This window comes from Klebsiella sp. GG_Kp175 (assembly GCF_040062325.1).
GTDB lineage: Bacteria > Pseudomonadota > Gammaproteobacteria > Enterobacterales > Enterobacteriaceae > Klebsiella > Klebsiella quasipneumoniae.
In genome coordinates this window covers 449,409-464,220 of the sequence record NZ_JBEAFX010000001.1, presented here as the reverse complement: position 1 = coordinate 464,220, position 14,812 = coordinate 449,409, and the positions used below count along the sequence as shown (strand labels likewise).

The following is a 14,812-nucleotide window of genomic DNA, read 5'->3' as shown; positions in this document are numbered from 1 at the left end:
GTCACCCGGCTTTTTTGATTTTTTACTTCCTCTTTTTCTCACCCTCTGCCATGTTGATACTCCTTTGTCGGGGAATGCCTGACCTTATAAATAAAAAGGAAGCTGGCTATGCAGTATCACCGTATCCCACACAGTTCACTTGAAATCAGCACCCTCGGGCTGGGAACTATGACCTTTGGCGAGCAAAACAGCGAAGCTGATGCCCATCAGCAGCTCGATTACGCGGTCGCCAACGGCATCAATCTGATCGATGTCGCCGAAATGTACCCTGTCCCGCCGCGCCCGGAGACCCAAGGGCTGACCGAAACCTACGTCGGCAACTGGCTGGCGAAACGCGGCAATCGCGAAAAGCTGGTGCTCGCCTCGAAGGTCAGCGGGCCCGCGCGTAATAACGACAGCAGTATTCGACCAAACCACGTCCTGGACCGGAAAAATATCCGCGAGGCGCTGCACGCCAGCCTGAAGCGTCTGCAGACCGATTATCTCGACCTGTACCAGGTACACTGGCCGCAGCGCCCCACCAACTGCTTTGGCAAACTGGGCTACACCTGGGCCGACGCCGCCCCTGCAGTGACGCTGCTGGATACCCTCGAAGCGCTGACCGAGTTCCAGCGCGCCGGCAAGATCCGCTACATCGGCGTATCGAATGAAACCGCCTTCGGCGTGATGCGTTATCTGCACCTGGCGGATAAGCACGACCTGCCGCGGATCGTGACGATTCAGAATCCTTACAGCCTGCTGAACCGCAGCTTTGAAGTCGGCCTCGCGGAAGTGAGTCAGTTCGAAGGCGTGGAGCTGCTGGCCTACTCCTGCCTGGCTTTCGGCACCCTGACCGGGAAGTACCTCAACGGCGCGAAGCCGGCGGGGGCGCGCAATACGCTGTTCAGCCGCTTTACGCGCTACAGCGGCGAGCAGTCGCAGAAAGCGGTGGCGGCCTATGTGGATATCGCCCGACGTCACGGCCTCGATCCGGCGCAAATGGCGCTGGCCTTTGTGCGTCGGCAGCGGTTTGTCGCCAGCACCCTGCTGGGGGCGACGACCATGGCGCAGCTGCAGGCCAACGTGGAAAGTTTGCAGCTTGAGCTGAGCGAAGAGGTATTAGCGGAGATTGAAGCGGTGCATCAGGTTTATACCTACCCGGCACCGTAGCACGACCTGTCGACGCCAGCTTCTGGCGTCGCGTTATTGCCCGGTGGCGGCTACGCCTTACCGGGCCTACGCTACCCAGGGCGGGTAGCCGCCTCAGTAGCCGCGGTAGCCCGGATCAGGCGCAAGCCGCAACCCGGGAGTTTCTCTCTGCCGCGCGCCTGGCAGGGGCGACGATTTCAAGTCAACCGCGACGAGAAGTTATTTACGCCGCCCCCAGACCCACAGCGCGGCGATGGCTACAGCAAACACCGCGCCAAAGCCTATTCCCACAGCGACCGGCGGCACGCCCACGCTCACCGCCAGGGAATAGAGCCCCAGCATCAGCAGCATCGCCACGTTTTCGCCCAGGTTCTGTACCGCAATGGCGTTACCCGCCCCGACCGAATGTTTCCCGCGCTCCTGCAGCAGCGCATTCAACGGCACGATAAAGAAGCCGCCGAACACCCCGAGCAGCAGCAACAGACCGAACGCCGGCAGCAGCGACTGCTGCACGGCAAAGGCTATCACCGCGATACCGATCAAAATCCCGGCCGGCATACAGCGCGACACCGTCTCCAGGGTCACCAGCTTCGCCGCCGCCCCGGCACCCAGCACAATCCCCACCGCCACCATCGCATTAAGATAGGTGGGCATGGCGTTGCTGGTAATGCCCAGCGCCACCGGCACCCAGATCACCAGCAGGAAGCGCAGGGTCACGCCAGCGCCCCAGAACAGGCTGGTGCCCATCAGCGAAAAGCGGGTTTCGCCATTGCGCCACAGCGTGCGGCAGGCGCTGAAGAAGCTGTGCGTCATCGGCTTGAAACGCCATGACTGCCCCGGACGCGCCGCCGGCAGCCTGGGTATCCACAGGTTAGCCACCACCGCCCCACCGTAGACCAGCGCGCAGACGATCAGCGCCGCCAGCACGTGCCAGTCGGCGAGGATCCCGCCGGCCATGGAGCCCAGCAGGATCGCCGCGATGGTCGAGGACTCCATCAGTCCGTTAGCCTTCACTAACTTATCGCCGGTGGTCAGTTCGCCGAGAATGCCATACTTGGCCGGCGAATAGGCGGCGGCGCCAATCCCCACCAGCGTATAGCCGATAAACGGATTCACGCCGAAGCAGATACAGCCGGCGCCAAGCAGCTTCAGGCCGTTGGCCACCATCATTACCCGGCCTTTAGCAAAGCTGTCGGCGAACTGGCCGACAAAGGGGGCAAAAAGGATGTAAGCGCCCACAAACAACATCTGCAGGACCGGCTGGCTCCACTCCGGATAATAGAGCTGCTTCATCAGCGCCAGGGTGGCGAAGAGAAGCGCATTGTCGCCGAAGGCCGACAGGAACTGGGCGCAGATCACCGCCATCATCCCTTTCGAATACAGCGACGGGTTAGTATGCACTGACTCACTCATGGGTTGTTTCCGCCTCGTCGACCATATTTTTCAGGGTGACATAGTCTGGCTTGCCGCTGCCGAGCACCGGCAGCTGTTTCAGCCAGCGTATATCGCGCGGCACCGCCAGCTCCGGTACGCCGTGCTGGCGAGCGTAGCGCAGCAGGGCTTCGCGAGTCAGTTCATTATCGGTGGTAAACAGCACCAGCGCCTCGCCTTTGCTGGCGTCCTGTTTAATCGCCGTGGCGTGCATTTTGTCCGGCGACGCGCCGAGGGCCACCTGCTCCACCATCTCAAGAGAGATCATTTCGCCAGCGATTTTGGCGAAGCGCTTCGCACGGCCCTGGATGCGGACATAGCCCTGCTCATCGAAAGTCACGATATCGCCGGTGTCATACCAACCCGCTTCCTTTTCGCCGTGCTGATTTTCCGCCATCGGCGCTTCCAGCACCCCGGGATTTTCCACCCGCAGGTAGCCTTTCATAATGTTCGGCCCTTTCAGCTGCAGTCGTCCCCCCTGCTCAATGCCAGGCATCGCCAGCAGGCGGGCGTCCATCCCCGGCAGAATCCGCCCCACGGTGCCGACCTTCGCCGCCATGGGCACGTTGATCGAGACCACCGGGGCGCACTCGGTCACACCGTAGCCTTCGAGAATACGCAGGCCGAATTTATCCTGCCACAGCTGTTTGGTGCTCTCCTGCAGCTTCTCCGCCCCGGCGACCACGTAGCGGAGACGATAGAAATCATAGGGGTTAGCGAAGCGAGCATAGTTGGCGAGGAAGGTTGAGGTGCCGAACAGCACCGTGCAGTTGCGATCGTAGACCAGCTCCGGCACCACGCGATAGTGCAGCGGGCTGGGATAGAGAAACACCTCCGCGCCGGTAAGCAGCGGCGTCAGCAGGCCGACGGTGAGGCCAAAAGAGTGGAACAGCGGCAGCGCCGACATAAAGCGGTCGTTAGCGGTAAAGTCGGCGATGGTTTTGATCTGCTCGACGTTGGCCAGCAGGCTTTTATGGCTGTGCACCACCCCTTTCGGATTGCCCTCCGAGCCGGAGGTGAAGAGGATCATCGCCGCGTCTTCCGGCTGCTGCTTAACCTGCGCCAGACGCGGCGCCAGCAGATGGCCGAAAATCCACAGTTTGTCTGCGGGGGTGATATCGCCTTTGAGATCTTCCAGGAACACCCAACGCACCTGGGTCAGCTGCTCCGGCAGGTGCCAGAGCTTGCCTTTATCGAGGAAGGTGCGCGAGGTAAAAATGGTCTTGAGTTCCGCGGCGGCAATGGCGCTGCTGAGCCCTTTCACCCCGGCGGTATAGTTCATCATCGCCGGAATGCGCCCGCGGGCGATCGCGCCGAAAATCACCGCCGCGCTGATGCCGGCGTTGGGCAGCATCAGGCCGATCTTCTCGCCCTGCTGGCTGTATTTTTCCAGAATGCGAGCGACAAACAGGGTTTTGGTCAGCAGCTTGCGATAGGTATCCGGCTGGAAGTTGATATCCTCCACGCAGGGTTTGCGCGCGCCGAAGCGGTCCTGCGCCGCCAGCAGCGACTCATACAGGGTTTCCCGCGGGCGCACCGCCATCCGGGCCTCCATCATGATCTGATGCAGCATTTCCCCGGCGATTTTGCGCCGGTCGCGGGCGCGCAGCGCCTCGGGCATCGGCAGATGGGTTGGCGGCAGCAGGTGCAGCTGAATCCGCGGGAACAGGCGACGCTTTACCAGCCCCTTCAGCCGGCTGAAGGGCGTCAGTTCAGCGCCTTCAATGCGCAGCGGCACGATGGTCGCCTGCGATTTGGCGGCGACAAAGGCGGCGCCGTCATAAATTTTCATCAGCGAGCCGCTGACCGAGATGCGCCCTTCCGGGAAGATGACCACCGGCCGCCCCTGTTCGATCAGGCGCACCAGATGTTTGATCGACATCGGCTTGGTCGGATCCAGCGGCACAAAATCGATAATCGGCGTCAGCGCGCGCATAAACCAGCGCTGGCTGATTGAGGTATAGACGGCAAAAACCGGTCGGACCGGCAAAAACAACGCCAGCAGAATGCCGTCGAGGAACGAGACGTGGTTCGGGGTAATTAAGACTTTTTGCTGGTACAAAGCCTGCGTGTCGCCGGTCAGTCTGACCCGGTATAACCCCTTGAACAGCAGTCTGAAAAATCCCAATAGCATAACAACTCCATGTGACCGGTGATGAGTCAAAGCAGGTTACACGAGAAGGCGTGGGAAAGCAGTGCGGCGGGGGGATTTTCAGAATAAAAAAAACCTGCGCATCCGCGCAGGCTGGTGTAAGACGTCCAGTACGAAGAGCGTACCTGAGAAACTCACCTATCAATACCTCTGGGATCTCGATTGTCGCGTTTTTCGCCCGCTTCGGGCCAGCGGGAAAACGCAAGTGAGTGAGCCTAAGTGCAACCAGTTATTACGATTTTCGCTATCTGTAACAACGCCGGCGACGGGCAAAAAAAAACCTGCGCATCTGCGCAGGCTGGTGTAAGTAAAGTGGTCAACTTGACGTTGACTCCACCTATCAATACCTCTGGGAGAGCCAGAATATCAACCTGGTCTGCGGACAAACCAGCGAACATTCGCAACAGCGCATCGCAAAGTGTAAGCAAAGGTTTGTATTTCCCCGAGCCGGTTTCAATTACTGATAGCGTCAATGTAAACAGGTCACCGATAAGCCCGCTCTGAATCACATTTGCGCCATTCCTTCGCCGCCGCGCCTTGAATCTGCCGCTCTTTCCCGTAACATAGCGGTATGTAAACGCTTACCCTATAAAAGGCATGGTATGGCGACAATTAAGGATGTAGCCCGACTCGCAGGAGTCTCCGTCGCTACCGTCTCCCGCGTCATCAACAACTCTCCCAAAGCCAGCGAAGCCTCGCGTCAGTCCGTGGGCGCGGCGATGGAAACCCTCAACTATCACCCCAACGCGAACGCCCGGGCGCTGGCCCAGCAGTCCACGGAAACCGTCGGCCTGGTGGTGGGCGATGTCTCCGACCCCTTCTTCGGCGCGATGGTCAAAGCCGTCGAACAGGTGGCCTACCGCACCGGCAATTTTTTGCTGATTGGCAATGGCTACCACAACGTGCAAAAGGAGCGCCAGGCGATAGAGCAGCTGATCCGCCACCGCTGCGCGGCGCTGGTGGTGCACGCCAAAATGATCCCCGATGAGGAACTCGCCGGGCTGATGAAACAGATCCCCGGCATGGTGCTGATCAACCGCATCCTGCCCGGATATGAAACCCGCTGCGTGGCGCTGGACGATCGCTACGGCGCCTGGCTGGCGACCCGTCATCTGATCCAGCAGGGGCACACGCGTATCGGCTATCTGTGCTCAAACCACGATATCTCTGATGCGGAAGATCGCCTGCAGGGGTACTACGCGGCGCTGGAGGAGAGCGGCCTGCCGTGCAACGACCGGCTGGTCACGTTTGCCGAGCCGGATGAAAGCGGCGGCGAACAGGCGATGACCGAACTGCTTGGCCGCGGCCGCCACTTTAGCGCCGTCGCCTGCTATAACGACTCGATGGCCGCCGGCGCGATGGGGGTGCTCAACGACAACGGTATCGACGTCCCGCGGGAAATTTCGCTGATCGGCTTCGACGATGTCCTGATTTCGCGCTATGTCCGCCCGCGGCTGACCACTGTCCGTTACCCGATCGTCACAATGGCGACCCAGGCGGCCGAATTGGCCTTAGCCCTGGCGGAGCAGCGCCCGGCGCCGGAGATCACCCACCTGTTCAGCCCGACGCTGGTGCGCCGTCATTCGGTGGTGGCCCCGCAGGAAGGCGATAAGTCGTAGCGATAGAGATGCACGGCGGTGGCCGGGTAATCCAGCCCCTCGCCGATGTAGCGCCAGCCGAAGCGTTCATAAAAATCGCGGCAAGCGGAGTAGAGATAAAGCTCCTGATAGCCCGCGCGGCGGGCATAATCGATCACATGCCGCTGCAGCTGTCCGGCCAGCCCCTGACCGCGAGCGGCGGGCGCGACGTACAGCGCCGCCAGCCAGGGAAACAGATCCTGGCGGCTTATCAAATCGCAGCGCCAGAGGCCAATCGTTCCGAGCAGTTGCTCCCCTTCCACGGCAATAAAGGTCAGCGGTAGCGCCTCCGCCGTCTGGCTATGCTGCACAATGCTGGCGAAAAATTCCCGCGGCAGCGCCTCGCCGCCAAAGGCCTGCCACAGCCAGTCGGTCACCTGCCGGGCGAATTGCGGCGCGGCGTACAGCGGCAGGATCGTCATACCAGCTTCCCCTGAAAAATCGGCACCGAATCGAACAGATAGCCGTCAAAGTCCGGGGCGTCTTCATCGGACAGCTCCAGCAGACTGTTTTTGACGTTTTCCAGATGCTGCCACATCGCCTGCCAGGCGCCCATCACATCGCGACGCCGCAGCGCGGCGAGCAGCGTCTGCCGGTCGCCGAGCCACTTCAGCCGCCAGGCGCGGCTGGCAATATGCACATTGAACTGCTGCCACAGCGGGCTGCTGTCCATCTGCAGCCAGATCCGCTCCACCGTCGCCAACAGCATCTGGTTCTGCGTCGCCCCGGCCAGCACCAGATGGAACAGGCGGGCGTTATCCTGGGCGGTGTCGTTGAGGGCGATAGCCCGCTGCTCCTGCTCGATAATCCGCTTCAGATTGTCGATATCGGCGCGGGTGGCCATTTTCGCGGCAAAGGCGGCGATATTGCTCTCCAGCAGCTGGCGCGCCTGGAGAATTTCAAACGGACCGACGTCGCTGCTGAGCAACTGCTCTTCTTCGCTGTCGTTTTCATGCGGGATACGCATGACGTACACCCCGGATCCCTGACGGATATCCACCGTCCCCTGCAGCTCCAGCATCAGCAGCGCTTCGCGCACAATGGTCCGGCTGACGCCATAGGTTTCGGCAATATGGCGTTCCGGCGGCAAACGCGACCCGACCGGGTAGCGCCCCTGCGCAATCTGGGCGCGCAGGTCATCACCAATCTCCTGATAGGGCTTCTTTTCCGGCGGAATTATCGCTTTTTCCACAAAATCACCTGTGCGTTACATGCCTGCGAGTCAAATACGCCGCTATCTTAGCAAAGATTGCTCCCGGCTAGCGGTATTCATCGTCGATATCCAGCACCAGCTCACGCCGTTCGCCGAGCTGACGAAACCAGTGCGCCGAAGCTTTGGGCCGCCGGGCGCGATGGTTTTGCAGATCGATTTCGATTAGCCCGTAGCGGTTTTTAAAGGCGTTCATCGGCGACACGTTGTCGGTAAACGCCCACAGCATATAGCCCTGGCAGTTGGCCCCTGCCTCGCGGGCGCGCAGGGTGTGCCAGAGATGTTCGCTGATAAAACGAATGCGGTAGCTGTCATCGATGACGCCTTCGCGGTTACGGAACTGGCCTTCGTTTTCCACCCCCATCCCGCTCTCGGCCACGAACCACGGGATGTTGCGATAGTCATTTTTGATCCGCATCGCCATATCAAAGATGATTTGCGGGTAGATTTCCCAGCCGCGGGAGGCGTTCATCCGCCGGCCGGGCAGCTCAAACGGCTCATAATACCAGGCTGGATGGAACGGGGTATGCGGATGCCAGGCCCGCGACGGGGCTTTGACCCGGTGCGGATAGTAAAGGTTAATCCCCAGCTCATCGACGGTGTGCTCGCGGATAATCGCCAGCTCCTCCGCGCTGGCCTCCCACGTCACCTGATGCTGCTCAAGCAGCGCGAGAAGCGCCGGCGGCCAGACCCCGTGCACCAGCGGGTCGAGAAACATACGGTTGTAGAACAGATCGTAGATCTCCGCCGCGCGCAGGTCATGCGGGGCGCGGGAGCGTGGGTAGGTCACCTCCGGATTGAGGATGCAGCCAACGGTCCCGGGATAGCCGAGTTCGCGAAATCGCTTCACCACGCAGGCGGTCGCCAGCACCTTATGGTAGTTCCACTGCATCCAGGTGCTGGTGTTCTGCTCATAGGGCCAGCGCAGGGCATCCAGATAGACCCGGGTCTGCACCACGATCGGCTCATTAAAGGTAAACCAGCGGGTTACCTTCAGGTGGTAGCGGGCAAAGACCTGCTCCGCGTAGCGCACAAACAGCTCAACCACTTTTTTCGACCCCCAGCCGCCATACTTTTCCAGCAGATAGCCCGGTAATTCGTAATGCTCAAGGCAGATCATCGGCGTAATGCCGTTGGCCAGTAGCGCATCGAACAGCTGGTCGTAATAGGCCGCATACTCCTCATCCACCGTGACGTTTTCATAGTCGATCAGAAAGCGCGACCAGTTGATCGAGGTGCGGTAGTGGGTCAGCCCGGCCAGCTTCATCAGCTGCACGTCTTCCTGAAAGCGGTTAATAAAATCGGTAGCCACCGCTGGGCCATAGCCGTTATGCCAGACGTGGCGGTCGTTTTTGTACCAGAGATCGGGCCAGGAGTCCTGCCCCGGTTTTTTCCCGCTCCAGCCCTCGGTCTGCCAGGCGGAAGCCGCCGCGCCAAGGATAAAATCATCGGGAATGGTCATCCGTACGGTAGTCATAGGCTCCTCAGACAGGGTTGGCGGTCTGTTGATTGTCGGCCTGACGCTGTGCGGCATCGGCACGGCGGGAGGCAATTTTGACGAAAGGCAGATAGATAAGCACCGCGACGACGATGCAGATAAGCTGGGTCACCACCGCTCCCATCGAGCCGGCGGTGGACAGCCAGGCGTTGATCAGCGGCGGCGTGGTCCAGGGCACCATCACCACCGCCTTGCCGGCGAAGCCGGTCAGGGTGGCGAAATAGCCGATGCTGCCGGTCACCAGCGGGGTGATGATAAACGGGATGGCGAGGATCGGGTTGAGCATGATCGGCATCCCGAAGATCACCGGCTCGTTAATATTGAACAGCCCCGGGCCTATCGACAGCTTGGCGATCTCTTTCATCTCTTTGCGCCTGGTGGCGATCATCACCGCAATCAGCAGGCCGATGGTCAGCCCCGAGCCGCCGATGCTCATGTAAACATCCCAGAAGGGCATCGTGATGATGTTCGGTACCTCTTTCCCCTGCTCAAAGGCGCTCATATTGACGGTGATCGCCCCCAGCAGCAGCGGCTCGCGGATCGGCTTGATCATCTGGTTGCCGTGAATACCGATCACCCAGAACAGCTGGGCGACGAACATCAGCAGTAGGATCCCCGGCAGGCTCTGCACCACCCGCTCCAGCGGCTGCTGCACCACCTGGTAGACCGCATCGTAGAGATACATTCCCGTCAGCTGGTGGAAGAGAAAACCAAAGGTGGCGATCGCGGTGGTGGTGATGATCGCCGGGATCAGCGCGGAAAAAGAGGCAGAAACGTTCGGCGGCACGGTATCCGGCATCTTGATCTTCAGCCCCTTGCGCCCCTCCAGCCAGCAGTAAATCTCGACCGACAGAATGGCGATGAACATTCCGAGGAACAGACTACGGGTATCGGAGAACTGACGCAGCAGGACATCTTTCACCACGTGCATCTGGCCATCGACCATCATCTCCACCGTGGTCGGCGTGACGCAGATAAAGCAGATCACCGCCAGCAGGCCGGGAAACAGGCTTTTGATGCCGTTGATCCGCCCCAGCTCAATGCCGATCAGAAACACGGCGCCGATATTGAGGAAGTTGAGCGTGGCGTAGTTCAGCGCGCTGGTGATCGGCTTCAGCGCCGCGAGAAAGGAGAGTGAGGAAAAGCTGGCGAGCCCATTCTTCGGATCCAGCACCATATTGGAGATCAGCACCGAAAAGGCCCCGACGATGATCACCGGCATCAGGGTAATAAACGCCGATTTGATCGCCATAATGTAGCGATAGCTGTTGAATGTCGTCGCGAAACGCCCCAGCGCGTCGATCAGTTTGTCCTGTAATGCCATAAAAGAGTACCTCAGAGTAAAGGGCTTATTGCGGCCAGGTAGACAGCCAGAGACTTTTGGCATACCAAAACATAGTCGCCAGGCAAAAATTGTTCTGTGACAGCGCTCGCAACCCGCTTCGTGGTATCCCAAATATCGATAAAAACAACCATTGGCATACCAGATAGCGCCGGTTGGTCAGTTCCTGCTAAAAGCGTGATCGCGATGGTTTTTCCGCCCCGCCCCGTCGATATGTCCCTTTTCGGTCTGTGATAAACTGCGCCTTACCACGTGAAATCAGGAATCGATGAATGGCTACAATGCTGGATGTCTCAATTCGCGCAGGCGTCTCGAAAGCGACGGTTTCCCGCGTGTTGAACGGCACAGGTCAGGTGAAAGAGAGCACCCGCCAACAGGTCTTTAAAGCGATGGAAGAGCTGGGCTACCGGCCGAATTTCCTTGCCCGCTCGCTGGCCAATCAGACCAGCAACAGTATCGGGCTGGTTGTCTCCACCTTTGACGGCTTCTACTTTGGCCGTCTGCTGCAGCAGGCGTCACGCCAGACAGAAGCCTGGGGAAAACAGCTTATCGTCACCGACGGCCATGATACGCCGGAGCGCGAAGAGGAAGCGGTGCAGATGCTCGCCGACCGGCAGTGCGATGCGATCATCCTCTATACCCGGCATATGAGCGAGAAGGCGATCATGTCGCTGATTAACTCGATCGCCATGCCGCTGGTGGTGATTAACCGTGATGTGGCGCAGGCCCGCGAACGCTGCGTGTTTTTCGAACAGCAGGAAGCCGCCTTCCAGGCCGTGGAGTATCTGATTACCCAGGGCCACCGCGATATCGCCTGCATCACCGTCCCGATGCACACCCCCACCGGCCAGGCGCGCCTGCAGGGCTATCGCAACGCGCTGATAAAACATGGTATTGAATGGGATCCGAGCCGGGTGAAATACGGGGACTCGACGATGACCCGCGGCTACGAGCTGTGCCGGGAACTGCTGGACGAGAAAGCCCGCTTCAGCGCGCTGTTTTCCTGTAACGATGATATGGCGCTGGGGGCCTCAAAGGCGCTGCATCAGGCGGGGCTGCGTATTCCGCAGGATGTGTCGCTGTTTGGCTTCGACGATGCGCCAAGCGCGAAATGGCTGGAGCCGGGGCTGTCGACGGTCTATCTGCCCATCGACAACATGATCACCACGGCTATCGATCAGGCGATCAAGCTTGCTAATCAGCAGCCGATCGAAACGATCCCGCCGTTCACCGGCACGCTGGTGTTGCGCGAGTCGGTAACGACGGGACCTTTTTTTAAATAAGCTCTAAGGCCAGCAGCTCCTGGATGGACTGGCGACGACGGATCAGCCGCGCCTTGCCGCCATCAAACAGCACCTCCGGCAGCAGCGGACGGCTGTTATAGTTGGATGACATCGAGGCCCCGTAGGCGCCCGTGTCATGGAGCACCAGATAATCCCCTGGGGCCACCGCCGGCAGCAGACGGGTCTCGACTTTACCCCCTTCCTGCTGGGTAAAGACGTCTCCGGACTCGCACAGCGGCCCGGCCACCACGGTCTCCACCTGCGGCGCGGCGCTGAGATCGCGGCCATCCGCCGCCAGAGCGGTGATATGGTGATAGCTGCCGTACATCGCCGGGCGCATCAGGTCGTTAAAGCCGGCGTCAATCAGCACGAAGTGGCGGCTGCCCATCTCTTTCACGCTGCGCACCTGCGACACCAGCACGCCGGACTCGGCCACCAGGAAGCGTCCGGGTTCAATCTCCAGTTTCACCGGGTGCCCCAGATGGGTGGCGATCTGCTCCCGGGCGCGGTTCCACAGGCCGTAATAGTGGGCGGTGTCGATGGCCTCTTCACCCTCGCGGTAAGGAATAGACAGGCCGCCGCCGGCGGAGATGGCCTGCAGATCCTGGCCAAAGTCGACAACCTGGCGCACCATCGCGCCGCACACCTGCTCCAGGTGACCGTAGTCGACGCCAGAGCCGATATGCATATGGATCCCCACCAGCTGCAGCTGATAACGACGCATCACTTCCAGCGCCGCCGGCAGATGGCTGTACCAGATGCCATGCTTGCTGTTCTCACCGCCGGTATTGGTTTTCTGGCTGTGGCCGTGGCCAAAGCCCGGGTTGACGCGCAGCCAGACGCGATGGCCCGGCGACACCTCCCCCAGCTGGCTTAGCATGTCGATCGAACCGGCGTTCACCGGGATCTGTAACGCCTTGACGCGATCGAGGGTGGCGTCGTCGATCAGATCGGCGGTGAAGACAATATCCTCTGGATGCTGCTGCGGATCGTAGCCTGCCGCCAGCGCACGCTCGATCTCCCCCAGCGACACCGAGTCCACCTTCACCCCCTGCTCACGCATCAGACGCAGAATATGGATGTTAGAGCAGGCTTTTTGCGCAAAACGCACCACGTCAAACTGGCTGAGCTGGGCAATCTGGCGGCGAATAATCTGCGCATCATAGACCCAGACCGGGCAGCCAAATTCCGCCGGCAGGCGCAGCAGGTTGTCCGCGGTTAGATCGGTATCAGTGGCGTAAAGAGAATGTGGCATAAAAACTCCGGTGCAGTGCGTGTGTTGGTCGCTGTTTTTTCTGATTACGCCACAGTGCCTGACCAATAAAAAATATCGTTTTATCGCGACTCTATGCAAAAATGATATGGTTACAGCCGAGCCTCAGGGAGACCGCATGCCAGCCGTCAATTTGCGCCATATCGAAATCTTTCACGCGGTGATGACCACCGGCAACCTGACCGAAGCCGCGAGGATGCTGCACACCTCGCAACCCACCGTCAGCCGCGAGCTGGCGCGCTTTGAGAAGGTGCTCGGCCTTCAGCTGTTTGAGCGGACCCGCGGTCGCCTGCAGCCAACCGTACAGGGCCTGCGCCTGTTTGAGGAGGTTCAGCGTTCCTGGTACGGCCTGGACCGCATCGTCAGCGCCGCCGAGAGCCTGCGCGAGTTTCGCCAGGGCGAGCTGTCGATCGCCTGCCTGCCGGTGTTTTCCCAGTCCTTTCTGCCGCTGCTGTTGCCGCCGTTTCTCGCCCGCTACCCGGAGGTCAGCCTGCAGATCGTCCCTCAGGAGTCGCCGCTGCTGGAGGAGTGGCTCTCCGCCCAGCGCCATGACCTTGGCCTGACGGAGACCCTGCATACCCCGGCGGGCACCGAACGCACCCCGCTGCTGACGCTGAATGAAGTCTGCGTGCTGCCTGCCGGCCATCCGCTGGCGGCGCAGACGACGCTGACCCCCGCCGATTTTCAGGGCGAAAACTACATCAGCCTGTCGCGCACCGACAGCTATCGCCAGCTGCTCGACGCCCTGTTCCTTGAGCATCAGGTTAAACGGCGGATGGTGGTCGAAACCCACAGTGCGGCCTCGATCTGCGCCATGGTGCGCGCCGGCGCCGGGATCTCGGTGGTTAACCCGCTGACCGCCCTGGACTATGCCGATAGCGGCGTGGTGGTGCGCCGCTTCAGCGTTGAGGTACCGTTTACCGTCAGCCTGATCCGCCCGCTCCATCGCCCGCGCTCGGCGCTGGTCGATGCCTTCGTGACGCACCTGCAGCAGAGTCTGCCGCAGATCCTCGCGCCGCTGGCGTCGGTCATGCAGAGAGCATAAAGTTGACCGCGTCTTCCGCATGGATCGCCGCGGTGTCAAAGACCGGCAGCGGGCTGAGCTCGGCAGGCACCAGCAGGCCTATCTCCGTACAGCCGAAAATAACCCCTTCCGCTCCCTGCTCCGCCAGGGCGGCGATCGTCTGCAGATAATAGTCCCGCGACGCCTCGCTGAAGGTGCCGAGACAGAGCTCGTCGAAGATGATCTGATTGATCCGCGCCCGATCGTCGGCCTCGGGGATCAGCGTCTCGATGGCAAACTGCTCCTGCAGACGACCGCGATAAAAGGTCTGCTCCATGGTATAGCGAGTGCCCAGCAGCGCGACCCGCCGCTGGCCTTTGGCGGCAATCGCCCGCCCGGTGGCATCGGCGATATGCAGAAAGGGAACCTGGCAGCGGGCGGCGATGGCATCCGCTACCTTGTGCATGGTGTTGGTGCACAGGACAATGCCCTCGGCGCCCGCCTGCTGGAGCCCGACCGCGGCTTCGGCAAGGATCGCCCCGGCGCGATCCCAGTCGCCGGCGGACTGACAGGCTTCGATGTCGTGAAAATCGACGCTGTGCAGCACCAGGCTGGCGGAGTGCAGCCCGCCCAGTCGCGCCTTCACGCCTTCATTAATCAGGCGATAGTAAGGGATCGTTGACTCCCAGCTCATGCCGCCTAACAGGCCAATGGTTTTCATCTTCTGCTCCTTATGTCGTTTCTGCCAGTGAAACAAACTTGTGATCAACTTTCCACTTCTCTGGCCGCGTATTTCTTTTTCATGAAGAGTGGGATAAGTTAATTGAAACAATGTTTCATTTTAACAACAGGATC

Annotated in this window: 12 protein-coding genes and 1 pseudogene; 4 read left to right on the top strand and 9 right to left on the bottom strand. The window is 60.4% G+C overall.

Annotation, left to right across the window (positions count from 1 at the left end; translation table 11 throughout):
- Positions 1–108 precede the first annotated feature (108 nt).
- A complete protein-coding gene (locus ABLU73_RS02375) occupies positions 109–1,149 on the top strand; it encodes an NADP(H)-dependent aldo-keto reductase (protein ID WP_017899237.1) in 1,041 nt (346 codons plus the stop codon).
- A gap of 198 nt (positions 1,150–1,347) precedes the next feature.
- Here the strand turns inward: ABLU73_RS02375 and lplT are convergent, their stop codons facing one another.
- The 3 genes and pseudogenes from lplT to ABLU73_RS02360 form a co-directional block, all read right to left on the bottom strand.
- Positions 1,348–2,541: a lysophospholipid transporter LplT gene (gene lplT / locus ABLU73_RS02370; protein WP_023319080.1), complete on the bottom strand. Its 1,194-nt coding sequence runs from the start codon at positions 2,539–2,541 to the stop codon at positions 1,348–1,350.
- On the bottom strand, positions 2,534–4,693 hold the full coding sequence (aas, locus tag ABLU73_RS02365; protein ID WP_264923743.1) for a bifunctional acyl-ACP--phospholipid O-acyltransferase/long-chain-fatty-acid--ACP ligase: 2,160 nt from the start codon (positions 4,691–4,693) through the stop codon (positions 2,534–2,536). Before aas ends, lplT begins: the two co-directional genes overlap by 8 nt.
- 262 nt (positions 4,694–4,955) lie before the next feature.
- A pseudogene (locus tag ABLU73_RS02360) lies at positions 4,956–5,220 on the bottom strand (hypothetical protein).
- A 93-nt stretch (positions 5,221–5,313) separates the two neighbouring features.
- Between ABLU73_RS02360 and galR the strand changes: the two are divergent.
- On the top strand, positions 5,314–6,330 hold the full coding sequence (galR, locus tag ABLU73_RS02355) for an HTH-type transcriptional regulator GalR (RefSeq protein WP_002915981.1): 1,017 nt from the start codon (positions 5,314–5,316) through the stop codon (positions 6,328–6,330).
- On the opposite strand, the gene ABLU73_RS02350 is transcribed toward galR, so the two are convergent.
- The 4 genes from ABLU73_RS02350 to ABLU73_RS02335 form a co-directional block, all read right to left on the bottom strand.
- Positions 6,291–6,770 (bottom strand): GNAT family N-acetyltransferase, encoded by a 480-nt coding sequence (locus ABLU73_RS02350; RefSeq protein WP_043520882.1) that lies wholly within the window; start codon positions 6,768–6,770, stop codon positions 6,291–6,293. The genes galR and ABLU73_RS02350 overlap by 40 nt on opposite strands.
- Positions 6,767–7,540 (bottom strand): GntR family transcriptional regulator, encoded by a 774-nt coding sequence (locus ABLU73_RS02345; protein WP_004205433.1) that lies wholly within the window; start codon positions 7,538–7,540, stop codon positions 6,767–6,769. Before ABLU73_RS02345 ends, ABLU73_RS02350 begins: the two co-directional genes overlap by 4 nt.
- A gap of 67 nt (positions 7,541–7,607) precedes the next feature.
- Positions 7,608–9,035: a glycoside hydrolase family 1 protein gene (locus ABLU73_RS02340; protein WP_049004102.1), complete on the bottom strand. Its 1,428-nt coding sequence runs from the start codon at positions 9,033–9,035 to the stop codon at positions 7,608–7,610.
- Between the two features lie 7 nt (positions 9,036–9,042).
- Positions 9,043–10,380 (bottom strand): PTS transporter subunit EIIC, encoded by a 1,338-nt coding sequence (locus ABLU73_RS02335; protein ID WP_004205429.1) that lies wholly within the window; start codon positions 10,378–10,380, stop codon positions 9,043–9,045.
- A gap of 299 nt (positions 10,381–10,679) precedes the next feature.
- Here ABLU73_RS02335 and ABLU73_RS02330 point away from each other — a divergent pair, with 299 nt between their 5' ends.
- On the top strand, positions 10,680–11,681 hold the full coding sequence (locus ABLU73_RS02330) for a LacI family DNA-binding transcriptional regulator (protein ID WP_004229436.1): 1,002 nt from the start codon (positions 10,680–10,682) through the stop codon (positions 11,679–11,681).
- On the opposite strand, the gene lysA is transcribed toward ABLU73_RS02330, so the two are convergent.
- Positions 11,674–12,936 carry a diaminopimelate decarboxylase gene (gene lysA / locus ABLU73_RS02325; protein ID WP_264923747.1) on the bottom strand — a complete coding sequence of 421 codons (1,263 nt, stop codon included), beginning with the start codon at positions 12,934–12,936 and terminating at the stop codon, positions 11,674–11,676. The two genes, ABLU73_RS02330 and lysA, sit on opposite strands and share 8 nt — an antisense overlap.
- 136 nt (positions 12,937–13,072) lie before the next feature.
- On the opposite strand from lysA, the gene ABLU73_RS02320 reads away from it, so the two are divergent.
- On the top strand, positions 13,073–13,999 hold the full coding sequence (locus ABLU73_RS02320) for a LysR family transcriptional regulator (protein WP_053810907.1): 927 nt from the start codon (positions 13,073–13,075) through the stop codon (positions 13,997–13,999).
- On the opposite strand, the gene ABLU73_RS02315 is transcribed toward ABLU73_RS02320, so the two are convergent.
- Entirely contained in the window at positions 13,983–14,678 is a 696-nt protein-coding gene (locus tag ABLU73_RS02315) for an aspartate/glutamate racemase (protein ID WP_062914414.1), read from the bottom strand. The two genes, ABLU73_RS02320 and ABLU73_RS02315, sit on opposite strands and share 17 nt — an antisense overlap.
- Positions 14,679–14,812 lie beyond the last annotated feature (134 nt).

What these genes read in the sequence shown, in the direction of transcription:
- ABLU73_RS02375 (WP_017899237.1), top strand. Translation starts at nt 109, where the DNA reads ATGCAGTATCACCGTATCCCACACAGTTCACTTGAAATCAGCACCCTC.
- ABLU73_RS02320 (WP_053810907.1), top strand. Translation starts at nt 13,073, where the DNA reads ATGCCAGCCGTCAATTTGCGCCATATCGAAATCTTTCACGCGGTGATG.
- ABLU73_RS02350 (WP_043520882.1), bottom strand. Translation starts at nt 6,770, where the DNA reads ATGACGATCCTGCCGCTGTACGCCGCGCCGCAATTCGCCCGGCAGGTG.
- ABLU73_RS02330 (WP_004229436.1), top strand. Translation starts at nt 10,680, where the DNA reads ATGCTGGATGTCTCAATTCGCGCAGGCGTCTCGAAAGCGACGGTTTCC.
- aas (WP_264923743.1), bottom strand. Translation starts at nt 4,693, where the DNA reads ATGCTATTGGGATTTTTCAGACTGCTGTTCAAGGGGTTATACCGGGTC.
- lplT (WP_023319080.1), bottom strand. Translation starts at nt 2,541, where the DNA reads ATGAGTGAGTCAGTGCATACTAACCCGTCGCTGTATTCGAAAGGGATG.
- ABLU73_RS02335 (WP_004205429.1), bottom strand. Translation starts at nt 10,380, where the DNA reads ATGGCATTACAGGACAAACTGATCGACGCGCTGGGGCGTTTCGCGACG.
- ABLU73_RS02340 (WP_049004102.1), bottom strand. Translation starts at nt 9,035, where the DNA reads ATGACTACCGTACGGATGACCATTCCCGATGATTTTATCCTTGGCGCG.
- lysA (WP_264923747.1), bottom strand. Translation starts at nt 12,936, where the DNA reads ATGCCACATTCTCTTTACGCCACTGATACCGATCTAACCGCGGACAAC.
- ABLU73_RS02315 (WP_062914414.1), bottom strand. Translation starts at nt 14,678, where the DNA reads ATGAAAACCATTGGCCTGTTAGGCGGCATGAGCTGGGAGTCAACGATC.
- galR (WP_002915981.1), top strand. Translation starts at nt 5,314, where the DNA reads ATGGCGACAATTAAGGATGTAGCCCGACTCGCAGGAGTCTCCGTCGCT.